This is a genomic window from Aeromonas sp. R1-2 (genome assembly GCF_040908505.1).
GTDB lineage: Bacteria > Pseudomonadota > Gammaproteobacteria > Enterobacterales > Aeromonadaceae > Aeromonas > Aeromonas veronii.
The window spans coordinates 1-19493 of sequence record NZ_JBFODU010000030.1; the positions used below are offsets into that span (position 1 = coordinate 1).

Annotated in this window: 18 protein-coding genes; 11 read left to right on the forward strand and 7 right to left on the reverse strand. The window is 60.1% G+C overall.

Going from position 1 to position 19493, the window contains the following annotated elements; translation table 11 throughout:
• Positions 1–313: hypothetical protein (locus AB5Y76_RS12255; RefSeq protein WP_368177730.1), on the forward strand; the 313-nt coding region annotated here is incomplete at its 5' end.
• A 61-nt stretch (positions 314–374) separates the two neighbouring features.
• Here the strand turns inward: AB5Y76_RS12255 and hemG are convergent.
• The 4 genes from hemG to pepQ are packed head-to-tail and all read right to left on the reverse strand — an operon-like array spanning position 375 to position 4340.
• Positions 375–899 carry a menaquinone-dependent protoporphyrinogen IX dehydrogenase gene (gene hemG, locus AB5Y76_RS12260; RefSeq protein ID WP_005339483.1) on the reverse strand — a complete coding sequence of 175 codons (525 nt, stop codon included), beginning with the start codon at positions 897–899 and terminating at the stop codon, positions 375–377.
• Positions 900–906: 7 nt separating this feature from the next.
• Entirely contained in the window at positions 907–2364 is a 1458-nt protein-coding gene (locus AB5Y76_RS12265; protein WP_005339482.1) for a TrkH family potassium uptake protein, read from the reverse strand.
• A 36-nt stretch (positions 2365–2400) separates the two neighbouring features.
• On the reverse strand, positions 2401–3018 hold the full coding sequence (locus tag AB5Y76_RS12270) for a YigZ family protein (RefSeq protein ID WP_123172107.1): 618 nt from the start codon (positions 3016–3018) through the stop codon (positions 2401–2403).
• Positions 3018–4340 (reverse strand): Xaa-Pro dipeptidase, encoded by a 1323-nt coding sequence (gene pepQ / locus AB5Y76_RS12275; protein ID WP_263718968.1) that lies wholly within the window; start codon positions 4338–4340, stop codon positions 3018–3020. Before pepQ ends, AB5Y76_RS12270 begins: the two co-directional genes overlap by 1 nt.
• Positions 4341–4531: 191 nt before the next feature.
• Between pepQ and AB5Y76_RS12280 the strand changes: the two genes are divergently transcribed.
• The 6 genes from AB5Y76_RS12280 (at position 4532) to AB5Y76_RS12305 (ending at position 13692) form a co-directional block, all read left to right on the forward strand.
• Positions 4532–6469: an acetoacetate--CoA ligase gene (locus AB5Y76_RS12280; RefSeq protein ID WP_263718970.1), complete on the forward strand. Its 1938-nt coding sequence runs from the start codon at positions 4532–4534 to the stop codon at positions 6467–6469.
• 204 nt (positions 6470–6673) lie between these two features.
• Entirely contained in the window at positions 6674–8821 is a 2148-nt protein-coding gene (gene fadB / locus AB5Y76_RS12285) for a fatty acid oxidation complex subunit alpha FadB (RefSeq protein WP_263718971.1), read from the forward strand.
• Positions 8822–10006, forward strand: a complete 1185-nt coding sequence (fadA, locus tag AB5Y76_RS12290) for an acetyl-CoA C-acyltransferase FadA (RefSeq protein ID WP_198868326.1) — start codon at positions 8822–8824, stop codon at positions 10004–10006.
• 278 nt (positions 10007–10284) lie between these two features.
• Positions 10285–11007, forward strand: coding sequence for a response regulator (locus AB5Y76_RS12295; protein ID WP_005339475.1), 723 nt, complete (start codon positions 10285–10287; stop codon positions 11005–11007).
• Positions 11004–12449 (forward strand): ATP-binding protein, encoded by a 1446-nt coding sequence (locus AB5Y76_RS12300; RefSeq protein ID WP_005357365.1) that lies wholly within the window; start codon positions 11004–11006, stop codon positions 12447–12449. Before AB5Y76_RS12295 ends, AB5Y76_RS12300 begins: the two co-directional genes overlap by 4 nt.
• 4 nt (positions 12450–12453) lie before the next feature.
• Positions 12454–13692, forward strand: coding sequence for an ABC transporter substrate-binding protein (locus AB5Y76_RS12305; protein ID WP_263718976.1), 1239 nt, complete (start codon positions 12454–12456; stop codon positions 13690–13692).
• A 75-nt stretch (positions 13693–13767) separates the two neighbouring features.
• Here AB5Y76_RS12305 and AB5Y76_RS12310 read toward each other — a convergent pair whose 3' ends face one another.
• Positions 13768–13959 (reverse strand): hypothetical protein, encoded by a 192-nt coding sequence (locus AB5Y76_RS12310; RefSeq protein ID WP_005339471.1) that lies wholly within the window; start codon positions 13957–13959, stop codon positions 13768–13770.
• A 169-nt stretch (positions 13960–14128) separates the two neighbouring features.
• Between AB5Y76_RS12310 and tusA the strand changes: the two genes are divergently transcribed.
• Together tusA and AB5Y76_RS12320 are read left to right on the forward strand one after the other, a co-directional pair.
• A complete protein-coding gene (gene tusA / locus AB5Y76_RS12315; RefSeq protein ID WP_005339470.1) occupies positions 14129–14374 on the forward strand; it encodes a sulfurtransferase TusA in 246 nt (81 codons plus the stop codon).
• A 21-nt stretch (positions 14375–14395) separates the two neighbouring features.
• On the forward strand, positions 14396–14743 hold the full coding sequence (locus tag AB5Y76_RS12320) for a RidA family protein (RefSeq protein ID WP_263718978.1): 348 nt from the start codon (positions 14396–14398) through the stop codon (positions 14741–14743).
• A gap of 135 nt (positions 14744–14878) precedes the next feature.
• Here AB5Y76_RS12320 and AB5Y76_RS12325 read toward each other — a convergent pair whose 3' ends face one another.
• Together AB5Y76_RS12325 and AB5Y76_RS12330 are read right to left on the reverse strand one after the other, a co-directional pair.
• Positions 14879–15535: an OmpA family lipoprotein gene (locus AB5Y76_RS12325; RefSeq protein WP_368177731.1), complete on the reverse strand. Its 657-nt coding sequence runs from the start codon at positions 15533–15535 to the stop codon at positions 14879–14881.
• Positions 15536–15664: 129 nt separating this feature from the next.
• Positions 15665–16237: a DNA-3-methyladenine glycosylase I gene (locus AB5Y76_RS12330; protein WP_005339466.1), complete on the reverse strand. Its 573-nt coding sequence runs from the start codon at positions 16235–16237 to the stop codon at positions 15665–15667.
• 222 nt (positions 16238–16459) lie between these two features.
• Here AB5Y76_RS12330 and glyQ point away from each other — a divergent pair, with 222 nt between their 5' ends.
• A complete protein-coding gene (gene glyQ / locus AB5Y76_RS12335) occupies positions 16460–17389 on the forward strand; it encodes a glycine--tRNA ligase subunit alpha (RefSeq protein ID WP_010672400.1) in 930 nt (309 codons plus the stop codon).
• A 9-nt stretch (positions 17390–17398) separates the two neighbouring features.
• Positions 17399–19468 carry a glycine--tRNA ligase subunit beta gene (glyS, locus tag AB5Y76_RS12340; protein ID WP_263718981.1) on the forward strand — a complete coding sequence of 690 codons (2070 nt, stop codon included), beginning with the start codon at positions 17399–17401 and terminating at the stop codon, positions 19466–19468.
• Positions 19469–19493: the final 25 nt, after the last annotated feature.

Below are 19493 nucleotides of genomic sequence, written 5' to 3' on the forward strand. Positions count from 1 at the left end.
CATTGAAAATCAAAAATTGTTTTTGATGTTCGATGCTGTGAGTGCCCACACAGATTGCTTGATTCAAATTGTTAAAGAGCGTCACGCTTGTCGCGCTGAGGAGCGCGCATATTACGCCTCTCACTTCGAAAGTCAAGCGATTGTTTTCGCTTTTCTTTCGGCGCCCACTTCGCTAGGAAGCTGGCTCATCAGCTCGGCGTGTTCCGCCGTGTTGGTAGGGGCGCATTATAGGGAGCTGCGCCGGGATGACAAGAGGAAAACTGCAAAAAATGGCACTTTTTACAGTTTTTCGGTTCAACCGTTGCTTTATTAAACAAAAGCCCCGCATCGGCGGGGCTGTTTCGGGCAAAAAACCCTTAATTCACATCACACTGCTACCTTTTTGACCAGAATTCGCGGGCAAAGCTGCGCACCTTTTCCCAATCGGTAAATTCAATGTCCTTACTGGTGTCTGTACTGCCACCGGTAATCTTCATGATCAGCTGGATGATGCGCGTCTGCCACCAGTTATAGCGGGAATATTGCAGCGCACCGGCAAAGACGCCCAGGGTTTTCGGCTTCCAGGGGGAGAGGCGCAGGAACTTCTTCATATAGGCATTGGTTTGCGGCGTCTGCTTCTCTGGCTTGCGGGCCGTCAGGTTGACACAGAAGAAGGCCGCATTGGCCACCTCCAGCTGCTCCTGATGAGCATGAATAAAGCTGAACAGGCTGGGGTGGAAGTTGCCATAACGAATGGAGGCGCCGATCAAGACCTTGGCATACTTGCTGAGGTTGCACATCGGCAAGGTGTGCAGGTCGTGCATCACCACTTCGCATCCCGGCATCTGCTCCAGCATGACATCGACTATTTTGCGGGTTTGGCCATCCCGAGAGGAATAAAGCACCAGAATCTTGTCCATAACAACCTCAACTACGCCAGAATGCAGGAGTAAACAGTACCAGAAGCGTGAAAATTTCCAATCGGCCAAACAACATAGCCAACACCAGTACCCACTGGGCCGCTGGCGAGATATTGCCGAAGTTGGCTGATACCTCTCCCAGCCCCGGGCCTACGTTGGTGAAAGCCGCAGCCACAGCGGTGAATGCGGTCACTTCGTTCAGCCCCGTCATCAGCAACAGCAGCATGAACATAAAGAAGAGAATAATATAGGTGGCGAAGTAGCCCCACACCGCCTCGACGATGCGCTCGGGCACCGCCCTATTCCCCAGCTTCAAGGTATAGATGGCTCTGGGGTGAACCAACCGCTTCAACTCGCGCATCCCCTGCATGAACAGGATCATGAAACGCATCACCTTGATGCCGCCGCCAGTACTGCCCGCGCAACAGCCAATAAAGGCGGAGAACATCAGCAGCATGGGCAGGAACGAGGGCCAATCGGCATAGGTCGTGGTGCTATAGCCGGTGGTGGTACCCAGAGAGACCGCCTGGAAAAGGCCATGGTTGAGCGCCTCTTGCCAGGTGGCGTAGTGCCCGTGGGTCAACAAGGCGACAAAGCAGATCATCACCAGGGTCGCCTGAATGGCCAGGAACACCTTGAGTTCAGAATCATAGAGGTAGCGCCCGAGCCGAACCGGGCGGTGAGAGAAGACGGTAAAGTGGAGCGCAAAGTTCACGCTGGCCAGCAGCAGGAACACCACGGTAATCAGGTTGATGACCGGACTGTTGAAGAAACCGATGCTGGCATCGTGAGTGGAGAAGCCACCGACCGACAGAGTCGAGAACGAATGGCACACTGCATCGAACAGCGTCATTCCGGCGAGCCAGTAGGCCAGCGCACAGAGTGCGGTGAGCAGCAGATAGATGAACCAGAGCGCCTTGGCCGTTTCGGCGATGCGCGGCGTCACCTTGGTATCCTTCACTGGCCCCGGGATCTCGGCGCGATAGAGCTGCATGCCCCCGATACCCAGCAGTGGCAGAATGGCCACCGCCAGTACGATGATCCCCATCCCCCCCAGCCACTGCAGCAACTGGCGATAGAACAGAAACGCCTTGGGCAAATTATCGAGCCCGGTCAGTACCGTTGCCCCTGTGGTGGTCAGGCCGGAAAAAGATTCGAAGAAGGCCTCCGAGACCGACATGTCCGGCACGTCGCTCATGATAAAGGGCACAGCCCCCACACTGCCCAGCACGGTCCAGAACAGCACCACGATGAGGAAACCCTCTTTCGAGCGCATCTCCTTCTTGTGATAGCGATTGGGAAACCAGAGCACCACGCCGAGCAGCAGGGCGATCAGAAAAGAGCTGACGAACTCGGCACCACCACCATCCCGATAGCCAAAGGCCACCAGTGCAGGCAACAGCATGGTCGAGCTGAACAGCGCAACCAGCAGGCCAACAATGCGAATAATGCTCAGAATGTGCATTACAGCTCCCTTTCCCCAATTAAAGAGCGATGGATTCTAGCCATCTAAGGGGCTGAGGGATACCCGCCCATGAGTCCGGTCGGTCAATTCACGGTCCACCTGAGCCCAAACCGAGGACTCCCACGCCACCTGCAAGGTGACCTGCTCACCGTAATCCGCCGCCAGCAATTCGCCATTATGGCTGCTGATCAGCGATTCGACCGTCCCCATGTCACCGTAATCGCAGTGAATGAGAGAGGGAGTGCGCGGCACCTTGAGCAGGGTGGGCAACTGCTTGAGGGCGGCACCGACACCGCCCCCATAGGCTTTGACCAGTCCACCGGTGCCAAGCTGGATGCCGCCGTAGTAACGCACTACCACGGCGCAGATTTCACCGAGCCCCGAGCCCATCAACTGGGCCAGGATCGGCTTGCCCGCAGTACCGGAAGGTTCGCCGTCATCGCTGAAGCCATAAACCTGACTATCTTGCGGCGCACCAGCCACAAACGCCCAGCAGTGATGGCGCGCGGCCGGATGTTGGCGCTTGATCTCGTTAACCCACCCCTTGGCCGCCTCGACGGTCGGGGTGTGGGCGATCAGGGTAATGAAGCGGCTCTTCTTTATCTCTTCGGTCAACTCCAGCGGGGCGGCCGGAATGGAGTACGCAGCCGCCATCAGAGTCCTGCTTGTCTGGTCATGTTTTCCACCCCATTGGCGTGCAGCACTATGTTGTCTTCGATGCGGATGCCGCCGAACGGACGCAGCGCCTCCACCTTGTTCCAGTTGACCCGTTTGCCCTGTTCGCCCTGACGCAGCGGCTCCAGCAAACTGTCGATGAAGTAGAGTCCCGGCTCGATGGTGAACACCTGATCCACCTCCATCACCCGGGTGCAGCGCAGATAGGGAAACAGCTCGGGCGCCGCCAGATGGGTGCCGCGCTCATCCTGCATGAAACCACCCGCATCGTGCACCTGCAAACCGAGGAAATGGCCGAGGCCGTGGGGGAAGAAGACATTGGTCACCCCGGTGTTGATCATCTCGTCCACCGACATGTCCACCAGCTCGGTGGTTTGCAGCAGGCGCGCCAGCTTATGATGCATCTGCAGGTGCAGCTCGCTGTAACGACGACCCGGTTTGATCTCCTTGATGATCTCCTGCTGCTGCTCGTCGAGGGCGGCAATCAGATCGGCAAACTCGCCACGACGCCACGCCCAGGTGCGGGTGATGTCGGAGGCATAACCGTGAAAATCGACGCCGGCATCGATCAGGAAGGAGTGGCGCTCCGCATCCGGCACCCGCAAGGCAGACAAATGGGTGTAGTGAAGGATGGCCGCGTTGCGGTTGATGGCGACGATATTGCCGTAGGGCGCCTCATTGGCCCCCTGCCCGACCGCTTTCATGTAGGCCAGATTGATCTCGAACTCGCTCGCCCCCGCCATAAAGGAGTCCTTGGCGGCGATATGACCACGAACCCCGATCCGGTTCGCCTCACGCAAACACTCCAGCTCGTAGGGAGTCTTGTAGGCGCGGTGATAGTGCAGGTAGTTGAGCACCGCCTCCGGATTGGGCTGGGTCAGACCAAGCAGCTCGGCCACTTCCAGATGACCACCAAGATAGGCCCACTCCTGCTTGTTGGCTGGCAGATGGTCGGCCACCTGTTCCGGCCGGGTCAGGAAACGGATATCGAAGAACTCGACCCAAAAGGCATTGGGCAGATCCGCCACCTTGTGCCAGAAATCCACCGGGCGGTAGAACAGCAGGATTGGTTTGTTCACCCCGTCCACCAGCAGCCAGCAGTGGGGATTGTCCAGCACCGGCAACCAGGCTTTGAAATGCGGGTTTACCTTGAACGGGTAATCCTGATCATCGAGGAAGATGCGGTGAGTCTGGCCGGAGTGGATGGCCAGTCCGCTGAGCCCCTGTTGTTGCAGAATGTCGCGGGTGCGCTGCTGCAAGGTATCGAGGTGCTGGGCAAAAAGTTGGCTGTAGCTGCTCATGGCGTCCTGCTCCGAGGTGAATGTGATTGCAGCATAACATCAAGCGCTTGGCGGCTCGACCCGTCAAGCTGCCGCTTCGTGAGGTAACGCATACGTTACAAACGTGTTTGTTATCAACAGAAAACCAATCATTAACAAATCAAAAACAATTCAATACACTGCCGGTAGATACATGAAGTCAGGGATTACTCATGGACAACCTCTGCCTGTGGCAACCGGATCCGCTCGGGATGCAGCAATCCAACCTCTACCGTTTTATAGCGGAGGTGAACCGTTTCCACGGCTTGCAGTTGCAGAATTACCCGCAGCTTTATCAATGGTCGGTGGAGAAGACCACCCGTTTCTGGCCGCTGGTATGGCAGCACTGCGGCGTCAAGGGCGAGCTCGGCAACATAGTGGCGGAGAACCGTCAGGATATGCAGCGCACCCGCTGGTTCCCCGACAGCAGCCTCAACTTCGCCGAAAACCTGCTGCGCCGTCAGGACGAGAGCCCGGCCATCATCTCCCGTATCGAAGGGAGTCCAAGCCGTACTCTTAGCTGGGGTGAACTGAGTGATCAGGTTGCCCGGCTGGCGCAGTGGCTGCGTCATCAGGGGATTGGTCGCGGCGATGTGGTCGCCGCCTATCTGCCCAATATTCCGGAAACCGTGGTTGCCATGCTGGCAACCACCAGTCTGGGGGCAATCTGGACCTCCACCAGCCCCGACTTTGGCGAGGCTAGCGTGGTAGAGCGCTTCGGCCAGACCCGACCACGAGTGCTGTTTGCGGTGGATGGCTATCGCTACAACGGCAAGGCTATCGACATTCAGGACAAAGTAGCAGGGGTCGTCAGCCAGATCGACAGCATAGAGCAGACGGTGATGATCCCCCTGCTCGGCAACCCGCTGCAACTTGGCCACAACTGGCAGCAAGTGCTGGCAAGCCAACACGATGCCCAGCTCACCTTCGAGCCGATGGCTTTCAATGACCCGCTCTATATCCTCTACTCCTCCGGCACCACCGGCAAACCCAAGTGCATCGTGCACGGGATTGGCGGCACCCTGCTGCAACATCTGAAAGAGCACCAACTGCACTGCGACATCAAACCGGGGGAGCGAATTTTCTACTTCACCACCTGCGGCTGGATGATGTGGAACTGGCTGGTGAGCGCCCTCGCCTCCGGCGCCACCCTGGTGCTCTACGACGGCTCGCCGTTTTACCCGGATGGCAATGTGCTGTGGGATCTGGCCCGCGACGAGCAGGTCAGCTTGTTTGGCACTTCGGCCAAGTATCTTGATGCGCTGCACAAACAGGGTTATGCCCCCATCAAGAGCCACTACTTGCCGCACTTGCGGCTGATCTGCAGCACCGGCTCTGTGCTGTCGCCGGAGGGATTTGACTACGTCTACCAGCAGATAAAGCAGGATGTGCAGCTCAGCTCCATTTCCGGTGGCACCGACATCTGCTCCTGCTTCGTCATCGGCAACCCGCTCAGCCCTGTCTATCGCGGCGAGAGCCAGGGGCGTGGCCTCGGTCTCGCGGTGCAGGTGTTCAACGAAGCGGGCCAGCCGGTGCAGGGGGAGAAGGGCGAACTGGTCTGTACCAAGCCGTTCCCGGCTCAGCCCATCTACTTCTGGGGTGACGAAAATGGCGACAAGTACCACTCAGCCTACTTCGAGCGGTTCGACAACATCTGGTGCCACGGCGACTGGATCGAGCTGACCCCGACCGGCGGCATTCTGTTCTACGGCCGCTCCGACGCCACCCTCAACCCGGGCGGCGTGCGCATCGGCACCAGCGAGATCTACCGCTATGTCGAACAGCTCGACGAAGTGGAAGAGAGCATCGTCATCGGCCAGCAATGGCAGCAGGACGAGCGGGTGGTGCTGTTCGTCAAGCTCAAGGCGGGTTGCAAGCTGGATGAGCCGCTGCGCGAGCGGATCCGCCAGCAAATAAAGCAGCACTGCACCGCCCGCCACGTGCCCGCCCGCATCCTGCAGGTGGATGCCATCCCACGCACCAAGTCCGGCAAGATCGTCGAACTGGCGGTGCGCGAAGTGGTACACAACCGGCCGGTCAACAACACCCATGCCCTCGCCGATCCCGAGGTGCTGAACCAGTATCGCAACCGGCCGGAACTGGCCAGTTGATAACAAACTCACATCCATCGGAGGCGCCGCAAGGCGCCTCTCTTTTGCCCGTTTTGTGATGAAGAGCTTTTAATCGAGATCTGTTAAACAAATGTTTTAAATAGGTGTTGAAAATGTCTCCTTTTGGATCAATAGTGAGCCTCGCCCCCTGCTGGGGATTAAGGAGCACCACTCCCCACTGAGTGGGAACAAGGAGACACTCTCATGATCTACCAAGGCGAAACCCTGTCGGTCAGCTACCTCGAAAACGGCATCGCCGAGCTGAGGTTTGATGCCCCGGGTTCAGTCAACAAGCTGGATCGCGCTACCCTGCTCTCCCTGAGCGAAGCGATCGCCGCATTACAACAAGAACGTGAACTAAAAGGTCTGATCCTCACCTCCGGCAAAGACGCCTTTATCGTCGGTGCCGACATTACCGAATTCCTGGAACTGTTCGATCTGCCGCAAGAAGATCTGCTCGGCTGGCTGAAAAAGGCCAACGACATCTTCAATGCCATCGAAGATCTGCCTGTTCCGACCCTCTCTGCCATCAAGGGCCACGCCCTGGGCGGCGGCTGCGAGACCATTCTCTCCACCGACTTCCGTCTGGCTGACACCAGCGCCAAGATTGGCCTGCCAGAGACCAAACTCGGCATCATGCCGGGCTTTGGCGGCACCGTCCGTCTGCCGCGGGTGATCGGCGCTGACAACGCGCTGGAGTGGATCACCACCGGCAAGGATTACCGTGCCGATGACGCCCTCAAGGTGGGCGCCATTGACGCCGTGGTCGCCCCGGATGCACTGCAGAGCGCTGCGCTGCAGATGATCAAGGACGCCATCGCGGGCAAGCTGGACTGGCAGAGCCGTCGCGCAGCCAAAAAAGCCCCGCTGCGCCTCTCCAAACTGGAAGCCATGATGAGCTTCACCACCGCCGCCGGCATGGTTGCCGCCGTAGCGGGCAAACACTATCCGGCGCCGATGACTGCGGTGAAAACTGTCGAGGCCGCCGCAGGTATGGGCCGTGACGAGGCGCTGGTCGTTGAAGCACAGGGCTTTATCAAGCTGGCCAAGACCGATGTCGCCAAGTCGCTGGTCGGCATCTTCCTGAATGATCAGCACATCAAGGCACTGGCCAAGAAGGCGGCCAAGCAGGCAAGCAAGGCCACTGGCCACGCCGCCGTACTGGGCGCCGGCATCATGGGCGGCGGCATTGCCTACCAGTCTGCCAGCAAGGGCATTCCGGCGGTGATGAAGGACATCAACGAGAAGGCGCTGGCACTTGGCATGGGTGAAGCCACCAAGCTGCTCAACGGCCAGCTCGAAAAGGGTCGCATCGACGGCATCAAGATGGGTCAGGTGCTCTCTGCCATCACCCCGACCCTCAGCTATGACAACGTCAAGCATGTGGACGTCGTGGTCGAAGCCGTGGTCGAGAACCCGAAAGTGAAGGCCGCCGTGCTGGGTGAAGTGGAAGGGCTCATTGGCGAAGACGCCGTGCTCGCCAGCAACACCTCCACCATCCCCATCTCCCTGCTGGCCAAGGGGCTGAAGCGCCCGCAGAACTTCTGCGGCATGCACTTCTTCAACCCGGTGCACCGCATGCCACTGGTGGAGATCATCCGCGGCGAGCAAACCTCCGATGAAACCATCAACCGCGTGGTGGCCTATGCCGCCGCCATGGGCAAGTCCCCGGTGGTAGTCAACGACTGCCCTGGCTTCTTCGTCAACCGGGTGTTGTTCCCCTACTTCTTCGGCTTCAACAAGCTGGTCGCCGATGGCGCCGACTTCGCCGCCGTCGACAAGGTGATGGAGAAGGAGTTCGGCTGGCCCATGGGCCCCGCTTACCTGCTGGACGTGGTTGGTATCGACACCGGTCACCATGCCGGTGACGTGATGGCGCAGGGCTTCCCGGCACGCATGAGCAAGGAAGGTCGCACCGCCATCGACGTGATGTACGAAGTGAACCGCTTCGGTCAGAAGAACGGCAAGGGCTTCTACGCCTACGAGCAGGACAAGAAGGGCAAACCGAAGAAGGTGGCCGACGCCGCCAGCTACGAGCTGCTGGCCCCCATTGCCAAGCCGAAACAGGATTTCGACAAGGACGCCATCATCGCTCGTATGATGATCCCGATGATCAACGAGGTGGTGCTCTGTCTGGAAGAGGGCATAGTCGCCACGCCAGCCGAAGCCGACATCGCACTGGTCTACGGTCTGGGCTTCCCTCCCTTCCGCGGCGGCGTGTTCCGCTATCTGGACACTATCGGTCTGGATCGCTACGTGGCCATGGCCGACCAGTATGCCGATTTGGGCCCGCTCTACCGCGTCAGCGACAAGCTGCGCGAGATGGCCGCCCAGGGCAAAACCTTCTACTGATTGCGGAAAGGAGATCCATTCATGAAAGACGTAGTCATTGTCGACTGTATCCGGACCCCGATGGGCCGGTCCAAGGGCGGCGCCTTCCGCAACGTGCGTGCAGAAGATCTGTCCGCGCACCTGATGAAATCCATCCTGCTGCGCAACCCCAACCTCGACCCGAACGAGATCGAGGATATCTACTGGGGCTGCGTGCAGCAGACCCTGGAGCAGGGCTTCAACATCGCCCGCAACGCCGCGCTGCTGGCCGGTATTCCGAAGCAGGTAGGGGCGGTTACCGTCAACCGTCTGTGCGGCTCCAGTATGCAGGCGCTGCATGACGCCTCCCGCGCCATTCAGGTGGGTGATGGGGATATCTTCATCATCGGCGGCGTCGAGCACATGGGTCACGTACCGATGAGCCACGGCGTCGACTTCCACCCCGGCATGGCCAAGTCGGTGGCGAAGGCCTCCGGCATGATGGGACTGACTGCCGAGATGCTCGGCAAGCTGCACGGCATCAGCCGCCAGCAGCAGGACGAGTTTGCCGCCCGCTCCCATCGCCGCGCTCACGCCGCCACCGTGGAAGGGCGCTTTGCCAAGGAGATCGTCGGGCTGGAAGGCCATGACGCTAGCGGCGCCCGCTTCTTCTACGACTACGACGAGGTGATCCGCCCGGAGACCACGGTCGAAACTCTGAGCCAGCTGCGCCCGGTGTTTGACCCGGTCAACGGCACCGTCACCGCTGGCAGCTCCTCGGCCCTGTCCGATGGCGCCGCCGCCATGCTGGTGATGAGCGCGGATCGCGCCAAGGCCCTCGGCCTCACGCCGCGCGCCAAGGTACGTGCCATGGCCATCGCCGGCTGTGATGCCGCCATCATGGGTTACGGCCCGGTACCGGCCACCCAGAAGGCGCTCAAGCGTGCCGGCCTGACTGTCGGTGATATCGACCTGTTCGAGCTGAACGAGGCGTTTGCCGCCCAGTCCCTGCCCTGCGTGAAGGATCTGGGTCTGCAGGATCTGGTGGACGAGAAGGTAAACCTGAACGGTGGCGCCATTGCGCTGGGCCACCCGCTCGGCTGCTCTGGCGCCCGCATCTCCACCACCCTCATCAATCTGATGGAGGAGAAGGATGCCACCCTGGGGGTTGCCACCATGTGTATCGGTCTGGGCCAGGGCATCGCCACCGTGTTTGAACGGGTGTGATAACCAGCCGGATCGACGGGATGCACTACTGAGAGTTGTCCCTTTTCGGGGCCAGTCTGACTGGCCCCTTTTCAAGTCTGTGACGATCGCCACACGGGGTGCTCGTCAGTGGTCAGAAGCTGTCTGTTGGCCGTCCCGTTTGGGTCGGCCTTTTTTCGTTTTAATCTTATCAATAGGCTGTTATTGCCTTAAACCTCACATTAGATAGGGGGCTTGCTTGCTTTTTACTCCCCCGACAGGTTCAATCTGCACAAAAAAATGGGTGGATGCACATACATATGTCAATGAGCAAACAACTGCTGATCGTCGATGACGACCAAGAGATCCGCGAGCTGCTCAATGAGTACCTGACCCGGGCGGGCTTTCAGGTATTGACGGCGGCGGAGGGCAACGAGATGCGTCAGCAACTCGCCCAGCACAGCCCGGACCTGATTATTCTGGACATCATGATGCCCGGCGAGGACGGTTTTACCCTCTGCCAGCAGATCCGTCGTGACTCCCAGGTGCCCATCATCATGCTTACCGCCGCCTCCGACGAAGCGGATCGGGTGATCGGTCTGGAACTGGGCGCCGACGACTATATCGCCAAACCGTTCAGCCCCCGTGAACTGCAGGCCCGCATCAAGGCGCTGCTGCGCCGCGCCGAATTCCGCCAGCCGGAAAAAGAGAAAGAGCCGAGCCGCCGCCTGCGTTTTGCCGAGTGGACCCTCGACACCCTGAGCCACCAGCTGACCCATGATGATGGCAGCCTGCTGGACCTCTCCGGCAGCGACGCCATGCTGCTCGGCATGTTCCTGCAACAGCCCGGCGTGGTGCTGGATCGCGACACCATCTCGGATGCCACCCGCGGCCGCGAAAGCCTGCCGATGGAGCGCGGTATCGACGTGCAGATCAGCCGTCTGCGCCAGAAGCTGGGCGACAACGGCAAGAGCCCGCGCATCATCAAGACCATCCGCGGTAGCGGCTACATGCTGATTGCCGAGGTGCACGAGCTGCCATGAGCAACAAGTGGTCCTGGGGGGCGCTGGTGCCCCGCTCCCTGTTGTCACGGATGATCCTGCTGCTGTTGCTGGCCATCCTGCTCTCCCAGACCATTCTGACCGGCATCTGGATGCAGCAGATCCAGAAGCGGGAGCTGGAGGGGATGCTCAGCACCACCCGCAACCTCGCCATGTCTGCCGCTTCCACCGTCAATTTCTTCAAATCCCTGCCGCTGCAGTATCGCCATATCGCGCTGGACCAACTGCGCAACATGGGGGGCAGCCGCTTCTTCGTCTCGCTCAACGAGGAAGAGATACACATCAACGCCATCCCCGACAGCGAACGAAAGACGCAGGTGCTGGAGGAGGTTCAGGGAGTGCTGACCCGCAAGCTCTCCGACGCCATGGCGATCAAGGTGGACTTCTCCCGACCCGATGACCTCCACGTCTTCAATAACGACACCCTGCTGGCGGATCTCCCCTCCTCCTGGGCCCGCTACACCCTGTCGCTGGAGCCGCTCAATCCGCCGGTGCTGGTGACCCAGATCGAGATTGAAAAGGGGGAGTGGCTCTATCTGGCGGCCCTGCTGCCCGCCCCCTACATGACCCTCGACGATACCGTGATGCCGAGCAACCAGGTGCGTTTCATCGCCCTGATGACCGTGTTCCTCTGCTTCTTCACCTTTATGCTGGTGCGCTGGCAGACCCGCCCGCTGCGCCGTCTCGCCAAGGCGGCGGTGAATCTCGGCAAGGATATCGATCAGCCTTCGCTCAAAGAGGAAGGTGCATCGGAAATCGTGGCGGCGACCCGCGCCTTCAACATCATGCAGCACCGCATCCGCCGTTATATCGATGATCGGGAACGGCTGTTCAGCTCCATCTCCCACGACCTCAAGACCCCCATCACCCGACTGCGACTGCGGGTCGAACTGCTCGACGACGAGGTGCAAATCGCCAAGTTCAATAAGGATCTCGACGAGCTGGAGCTGATGGTGAAAGGGGCGCTGCAGACGGTCAAAGAGACCGACATTCACGAGAATATCGAGGAGATCGACATCAATGCCCTGCTGGAGCAGATGGCGGAGTCGATGAACCTGCACGACGAGCGGCTGACCATCGAAGGCCACTGCAAGTGGCCCTATCGCGGCAAGCTGCTGGCGCTCAAGCGCTGCATCGGCAATCTGGTGGACAACGGCATCAAGTACGGCCAGAAGGTGCGCATCATCATCATGGATGACGAGGAGATGCTGATCCTCTTCATCATGGATGAGGGCCCCGGCCTGCCGGACGATCAGTTCGAGCGCATCTTCGAACCCTATTATCGGCTCAGCACGGATCAGGCTGGCACCGGCCTCGGCCTTGGCATCGCCCGCAACATTGCCCACGCCCACGGCGGCGATCTGGTGCTGGAAAATCGTCCGCAAGGTGGCCTGCAGGCCACGCTCTCCCTACCAAGGCAGTAACCTTATGAAGTGGTTGTCTTTTTCTGTCATCGCCCTGCTCTCTGCTCCCGTTGCCGCCTCCCAGGTGGAGGTACTGCACTGGTGGACGTCCGGCGGCGAAGCGAAAGCGGTCGAAGTGCTCAAATCCGAGTGGACCAAACAGGGCAACCAGTGGAACGACTTTGCAGTGCAGGGCGGCGGCGGCAAGAGTGCCATGACGGTATTGAAGAGCCGGGCACTGGCGGCCAACCCGCCCGAAGCGGCCCACCTCAAGGGCTACGAGCTCAAGGAGTGGGCCGGGCTCGGCTTCCTGCGCGATCTCACCCCCATGGCCGAACACCTCGGCTGGTACAGTCAGATGCCGCCCATGGTGCGCGCCACCCTCAGCCAGAATGGCGCCCTGATGGCGGTGCCCACCGGCATCCACCGGGTCAACTGGCTGTGGCTCAACCGCAAGGTGTTCGAGCAGCAAAAGCTGACTCCGCCCACTGACTGGGCCCAGTTTGTCACCGTCGCCGACCAGCTTAAAAAACGGGGCATCACCCCGCTCGCCATCGGCAACGAGCCCTGGCAGCTGGCAGTACTGTTTGAAACAGTGGCACTCGGTGAGGGGGGCAAGGAGTTCTATCGCAAAGCGTTCCTCGAGCAGGACAGCGCCACCCTGACCAGCCCCGACATGGTACGGGTGTTGACCCGTTTCCAGCAGCTGCGCGCCTACGTGCCGCAAAAATACGCCGGTCTGAAGTGGCATCAGGCCACCAACCTGCTGGAGAGCGGTGGCGCCGCCATGCAGGTGATGGGCGACTGGGTGAAGGGTGAACTGAGCGCCGGTAACTACCGGCCGGGTGAGGATATCGCCTGCCTGCCGAGCCCGGGCAGCGCCGGACTGTTCAGCTACAACCTCGACTCCATCGCCATGTTCAAACAGCGGGATCCGGCCCAGCTGCAAGCGCAGGGGGACCTGGCCCAACTGCTGATGACGCCGAAATTCCAGGAAGAGTTCAATCGGGTGAAGGGGTCGATCCCGGCTCTGACCAATCCCGACATGAGCAAGTTCGACCGCTGCGCCGTCCGCTCCTATCAGGATTTCCTGCTGGCGGAAAAGCAGGACAACCTGCTGCCCAGCATGGCGGAAGGGATGGCGACGCCGACCAATATGCGGCAGGCAATCCTCGATGTGCTGAGCAACTTTTTCAACGATCCCAAGGCCAACCCGGAGCAGACGGCGCTGCATCTGGAGCGGGCGATGCGCTCGACCCGCTGATCCGGGTACATTGCCAAACGACAGAAATGACAAAGGCGGAATTGCTCCGCCTTTGTTGTTGAATCGTCATCCGATTCAGGATTGATCGTTCTCGTCCTCATCCTCGTCATAGTAATCGCTGAGCTCGATCCAGAGCCCCAACCCGACCATCACCATGGAGCCGAACCAGGTACCGGTGTTCCCGATCGGGCTGCCCATCACTATCATGGCGAAGGACAAGAACCCCATGCCTGCATAGGCCTGTAATCTGCCGTAGGAGACCTGCATATTCACCTCCTTGTTGAATATGGTTCAATTTTTATATTACTCGTCCGGCGCAAGCTGGATAGGGCCGAATAACATTTCGGTTACATATGCTGGTTGATGGGGCGTTTGTTTGATTATTTTTTAGCCCTGAGTATCATTGGCAGCCGAATAGGTTGAAGGTTGATAATAGATGAGTGATTTATTCTGCGGCGCAACTCATGAGTTGGACGCAATCGGGCTTCGTTGCCCGGAACCCGTTATGATGGTTCGCAAGAAAGTGCGGCTGATGGCGGATGGCGAGACCCTGCTGGTCAGCGCCGACGATCCCTCAACCACTCGCGACATCCCCAGTTTCTGCCGCTTTATGGATCACACCCTGGTCGCCAGCGAGACAGAGCAGGCCCCCTACCGCTATCTGATCCGCAAGGGTCAATAAGCCCCCGTACCGGAGTACTCCATGACAACCATTACCCGAATCGGCACCACCCAGCGTTGGTCTGACGTGGTCATCCACAATGGCACCCTCTACGTGGTGGAAGTGCCCGTCAGCGACGAGGCCGACATCCACCAGCAGACCCGCGAAGTGCTGGCGAGCCTGCAACGCCTGCTGGAAGCCAACGGCTCCGGCGTCGACAAGATCCTGATGGCCAATATCTATCTCAAAGACATTCAGGACATCGCTGCCTTCAACGAGCAGTGGGATGCCTGGATTCCGGCTGGCACCGCACCCGTGCGCGCCTGCGTACAAGCCCGCCTCGCCCACGAAGGCTATAAGGTCGAAGTACAGCTGACTGCAGCTGTCTAAGAGGCGCTTATCCCCGCCCCCTCTCCCACGAGGGGAGAAGGGAGCAAGCAACAAGGCGCCATTGCTCGCCACGGCGCCAATAGAAAGGCCCCGCCATCACTGGCGGGGCCTTTTCGTTACCGAAACCTGAGCGACTTAGGCGGTCGGGGTCAGGGTAATGGTCACGCGGCGGTTCTGGGCTTTGCCAGCGGCGGTGCTGTTGGTAGCAACCGGCTGATCCGGGCCCACGCCGGTGGTGGAGATGCGGCTACCTGCTACGCCCTGACCAATCAGCTGGGCGGCAACGGCATCGGCACGGTCGCGGGAGAGCTTCATATTCAGATCGCGGGAACCTGTGCTGTCGGTGTGACCGACCACGTTAAGGCGGGTCTTGTCGAACTCGGCAACCACCATGGCCACGCCGGAGAGGGTGTTGGCACCGGCCGCTTTCAGCTGGGAGCTGGAGCTGTCGAAGGTCACGTTGTTCGGCATGTTGAGGATCAGCTCATTGCCATTGCGGGTCACGCTGACGCCAGTGCCCTGCAGCTTCTCGCGCAGCTTGGCTTCCTGCACGTCCATGTAGTAGCCGATACCGCCACCCAGCGCCGCGCCGGTAGCAACGCCGGTCAGGATGCCCTTCTTGCGGTCACCCTTGCTGGAGGAGAGCGCACCTACGGCCGCACCGGCAGCGGCGCCAGCCAGCGCGCCCCAGGCACCTTTGGAGGTCTGGGATTCACCTGTGTAGGGGTTGGTGGTACAGCCGCTCAGGGCAACGGTCAGTGCCAGAGCAGGCACCAGGATCTTGGCTCGCATGAAAAAACCTCTGTGAAAACAATCCGGCACCATGCCGGGGGCCGGATTGTAACGCGCTGGCACGCCATTGTCTGACGCAAGCCTGAACAGATGGCGAGAGTGGTGTTTTTTTGGTCAATCGGCGGGTGGTCAGCGCGGTAACTGACACTCGGCGTGGCAAGGACAGCTGACCAGATGATCGTTCACCATCCCCACCGCCTGCATAAAGGCGTAACAGATGGTGCTGCCGACGAAGTTGAAGCCGAGCTTCTTGAGCGCTTTCGACATGGCATCCGACTCCGGCGAGGTCGCCGGAATATCGCCGTTGCCCTGCCGCTGGTTGACGATGGGGGCACCGCCAACAAAGCCCCACAGGTAGTCGGCGAAGTCGATCCCCTGCTCCTGCAACGCCAGATAAGCGCGGGCATTTCTGATGATCGACTGCACCTTGAGCCGGTTGCGGATAATGCCGCTGTCCTGCATCAACCGCTCCACATCCTGCTCGTCGAAGCGGGCAATCTGCACCGGATCAAAGTCCGCATAGGCGCGGTAATAGCTCTCGGTGCGCTTGAGGATGGTGATCCACGACAGCCCCGCCTGCTGGCCGTCGAGGCAGAGCTTGGCAAACAGCTCGCGGGCGTCATAGACCGGCCTGCCCCACTGTTTGTCATGGTATTCAATGTATTCCGGGTCTTTGGTCACCCAGGCGCAGCGCAGTTCCATTTCCTCTCCCTCGTTATTTCAGCGGTTTGCCCGACCCAGCCCACTCTGCAGGCGGCACTGCTCACATCATATACCGGACATCCCGCCCGACCAGCCAGAGCGCAGCACCATCCCGCGAATCCGCTGCAATTTCGCCTATTATCCGACCATGCCAGACGGTATACTCCCTCGGTTCACATTCAGCAAATCTTGCTCTGATTTTCACTTCGCGCGAAAAAAATTATGCAAAAATTCGATGTCAAAACCTTTCAGGGCCTGATCCTGCAGCTGCAGGACTATTGGTCCCGCCAGGGCTGTACCATCATTCAGCCGCTGGATATGGAAGTGGGTGCCGGTACTTCCCACCCCATGACCTGTCTGCGTGCCCTGGGCCCGGAGCCCATCGCCTGCGCTTACGTGCAACCGTCCCGCCGTCCGACTGACGGCCGCTACGGTGAAAACCCGAACCGCCTGCAGCACTACTACCAGTTCCAGGTGATCATCAAGCCTTCCCCCGACAACATTCAGGAACTCTATCTGGGCTCCCTGAAAGAGCTGGGCATGGATCCTGAAATCCACGACATCCGCTTCGTGGAAGACAACTGGGAAAACCCGACGCTGGGTGCCTGGGGTCTGGGTTGGGAAGTGTGGCTGAACGGCATGGAAGTGACCCAGTTCACCTACTTCCAGCAGGTTGGCGGCCTCGAGTGCAAGCCGGTCACCGGCGAGATCACCTACGGTCTCGAGCGTCTGGCCATGTACATTCAGGGCGTGGACAGCGTCTACGATCTGGTCTGGTCTGACGGCCCGCTGGGCAAGACCACCTACGGCGACGTGTTCCACCAGAACGAAGTGGAGCAATCCACCTACAACTTCGAACACGCCGATGTGGAGTTCCTGTTCCACTGCTTCGAGCAGTACGAGAAGGAAGCCCAGAATCTGCTGGCACTGGAAAAACCGCTGCCGCTGCCTGCCTACGAGCGCATCCTCAAAGCCGCTCACTCCTTCAACCTGCTGGATGCCCGCAAGGCCATCTCGGTCACCGAGCGTCAGCGCTACATCCTGCGCATTCGCACCCTGACCAAGGCCGTGGCAGAGGCATACTACGCCTCCCGCGAAGCGCTGGGCTTCCCGATGTGCCAACGTGGCAGCAACGAGAACAAGCAAGGTTAAGGAACGGACATGGCACAACATACATTTCTGGTAGAGATCGGTACTGCTGAGCTGCCGCCCAAAGCCCTGCGCTCCCTGGCCGAAGCCTTTGCCGACAACTTCAAAGCCGAACTGACCAAGGCCGACCTGGCCTTCGGCGACGTCGAGTGGTTTGCCTCACCGCGCCGTCTGGCACTGAAGGTGAGCGAGCTGGCTGGCGAACAGCCGAGCAAGAGCGTCGAGAAGCGCGGCCCAGCCGTGGCGCAAGCGTTCGATGCCGAAGGCAAGCCGACCAAGGCTGCCGAAGGCTGGGCTCGTGGCAACGGCATCACCGTTGAGCAGGCCGAGCGTCTGGTCACCGACAAGGGTGAGTGGCTGGTTCACACCGCCAAGGTCGAAGGCCGTCCGGCCGTCGATCTGCTGGGCGAGCTGGTTAGCCTGGCACTGGCCAAGCTGCCGATCCCGAAAATGATGCGCTGGGGCGACAAGACCATCCAGTTCGTGCGTCCGGTCTTCACCGTGACCCTGCTGCTGGATGGCGAGCTGGTCCCCGCCCACATTCTGGGTATCGACTCTGCCCGCACCATCCGCGGTCACCGCTTTATGGGCGAGAGCGAATTCACCATCGACAACGCCAGCCAGTACCCGCAGATCCTGCAGGAGCGCGGCATGGTGATTGCCGACTTCATGGCGCGCAAGGCCAAGATCAAGGCTGACGTCGAAGCGGCCGCTGCCGCCTTCGGTGGCGTGGCCGATCTGGACGACGCCCTGCTGGAAGAAGTGACCGCACTGGTCGAGTGGCCTGTGGTGCTGACCGCCAACTTCGAAGAGAAGTTCCTGGCCGTGCCGGCTGAAGCGCTGGTTCACACCATGAAGGGTGACCAGAAGTACTTCCCGGTCTACGACAAGAGCGGCAAGCTGCTGCCGAAGTTCATCTTCGTCACCAACATCGAGTCCAAAGACCCGAGCCAGATCATCAGCGGCAACGAGAAGGTGGTTCGTCCCCGTCTCTCTGACGCCGAATTCTTCTTCAAGACCGACCTCAAACAAACCCTGGCCTCCCGCCTGCCGCGCCTTGAAACCGTGCTGTTCCAGCAACAGCTGGGCACCGTCAAGGCCAAGGTCGAGCGCATCGAGACCGTCGCCGGCTTTATCGCCGAGCGCATCGGTGCCGACGTGGCTCAGGCCAAGCGTGCCGGTCTGCTCTCCAAGTGTGACCTGATGACCAACATGGTCGGCGAGTTCACCGACACCCAGGGTGTCATGGGGATGCACTACGCCCGTCACGATGGCGAAGACGAAGCAGTGGCCGTGGCCCTCAACGAGCAGTACATGCCGCGCTTTGCCGGCGATGCCCTGCCGTCCGGTCTGGTTGCCTGCGCCGTCGCGCTGGCCGACAAGTTCGACACCCTGGCCGGTATCTTCGGCATCGGCATGCTGCCGAAGGGTGACAAGGACCCGTTCGCCCTGCGTCGCGCCGCTATCGGTGCCCTGCGCATCATGACCGAGAAGCAGCTGGATCTGGATCTGGTTGAACTGGTTGAAGAAGCGGTACGCGTCTACGGTGACAAGCTGACCAACAAAACCGTCGTTACCGACGTGGTCGACTTTATGCTGGGCCGCTTCCGCGCCGCCTATCAGGACGAAGGCATCGGTGCCGACGTGGTGCTGGCCGTACTGGCCCGCCGCCCGACCCGTCCGCTCGACTTCGATCGTCGCGTCAAGGCCGTCAGCCACTTCCGCACGCTGGATGCCGCACTGGCACTGGCTGCCGCCAACAAGCGCGTGAGCAACATTCTGGCCAAGGTCGAAGGCGAATTGCCGACTGCCGTCAAACCGGAACTGCTGGTCGATGCCGCCGAGAAGGCGCTGGCCACCCAGGTTGCCGAACTGCAAGCCGAACTGGCCCCGCTGTTCGCTGCCGGTGACTATCAAGCTGCCCTCACCCGTCTGGCCGCCCTGCGCGAGCCGGTCGACACCTTCTTCAATGAGGTGATGGTGATGGCCGACGACGAAGCCCTCAAGGCCAACCGTCTGGCGCTGCTGAACAACCTGCGCAACCTGTTCCTGCAAGTGGCGGATATCTCCCTGCTGCAGTGATCTTGGTTGGGTTGAGTGATAGTAA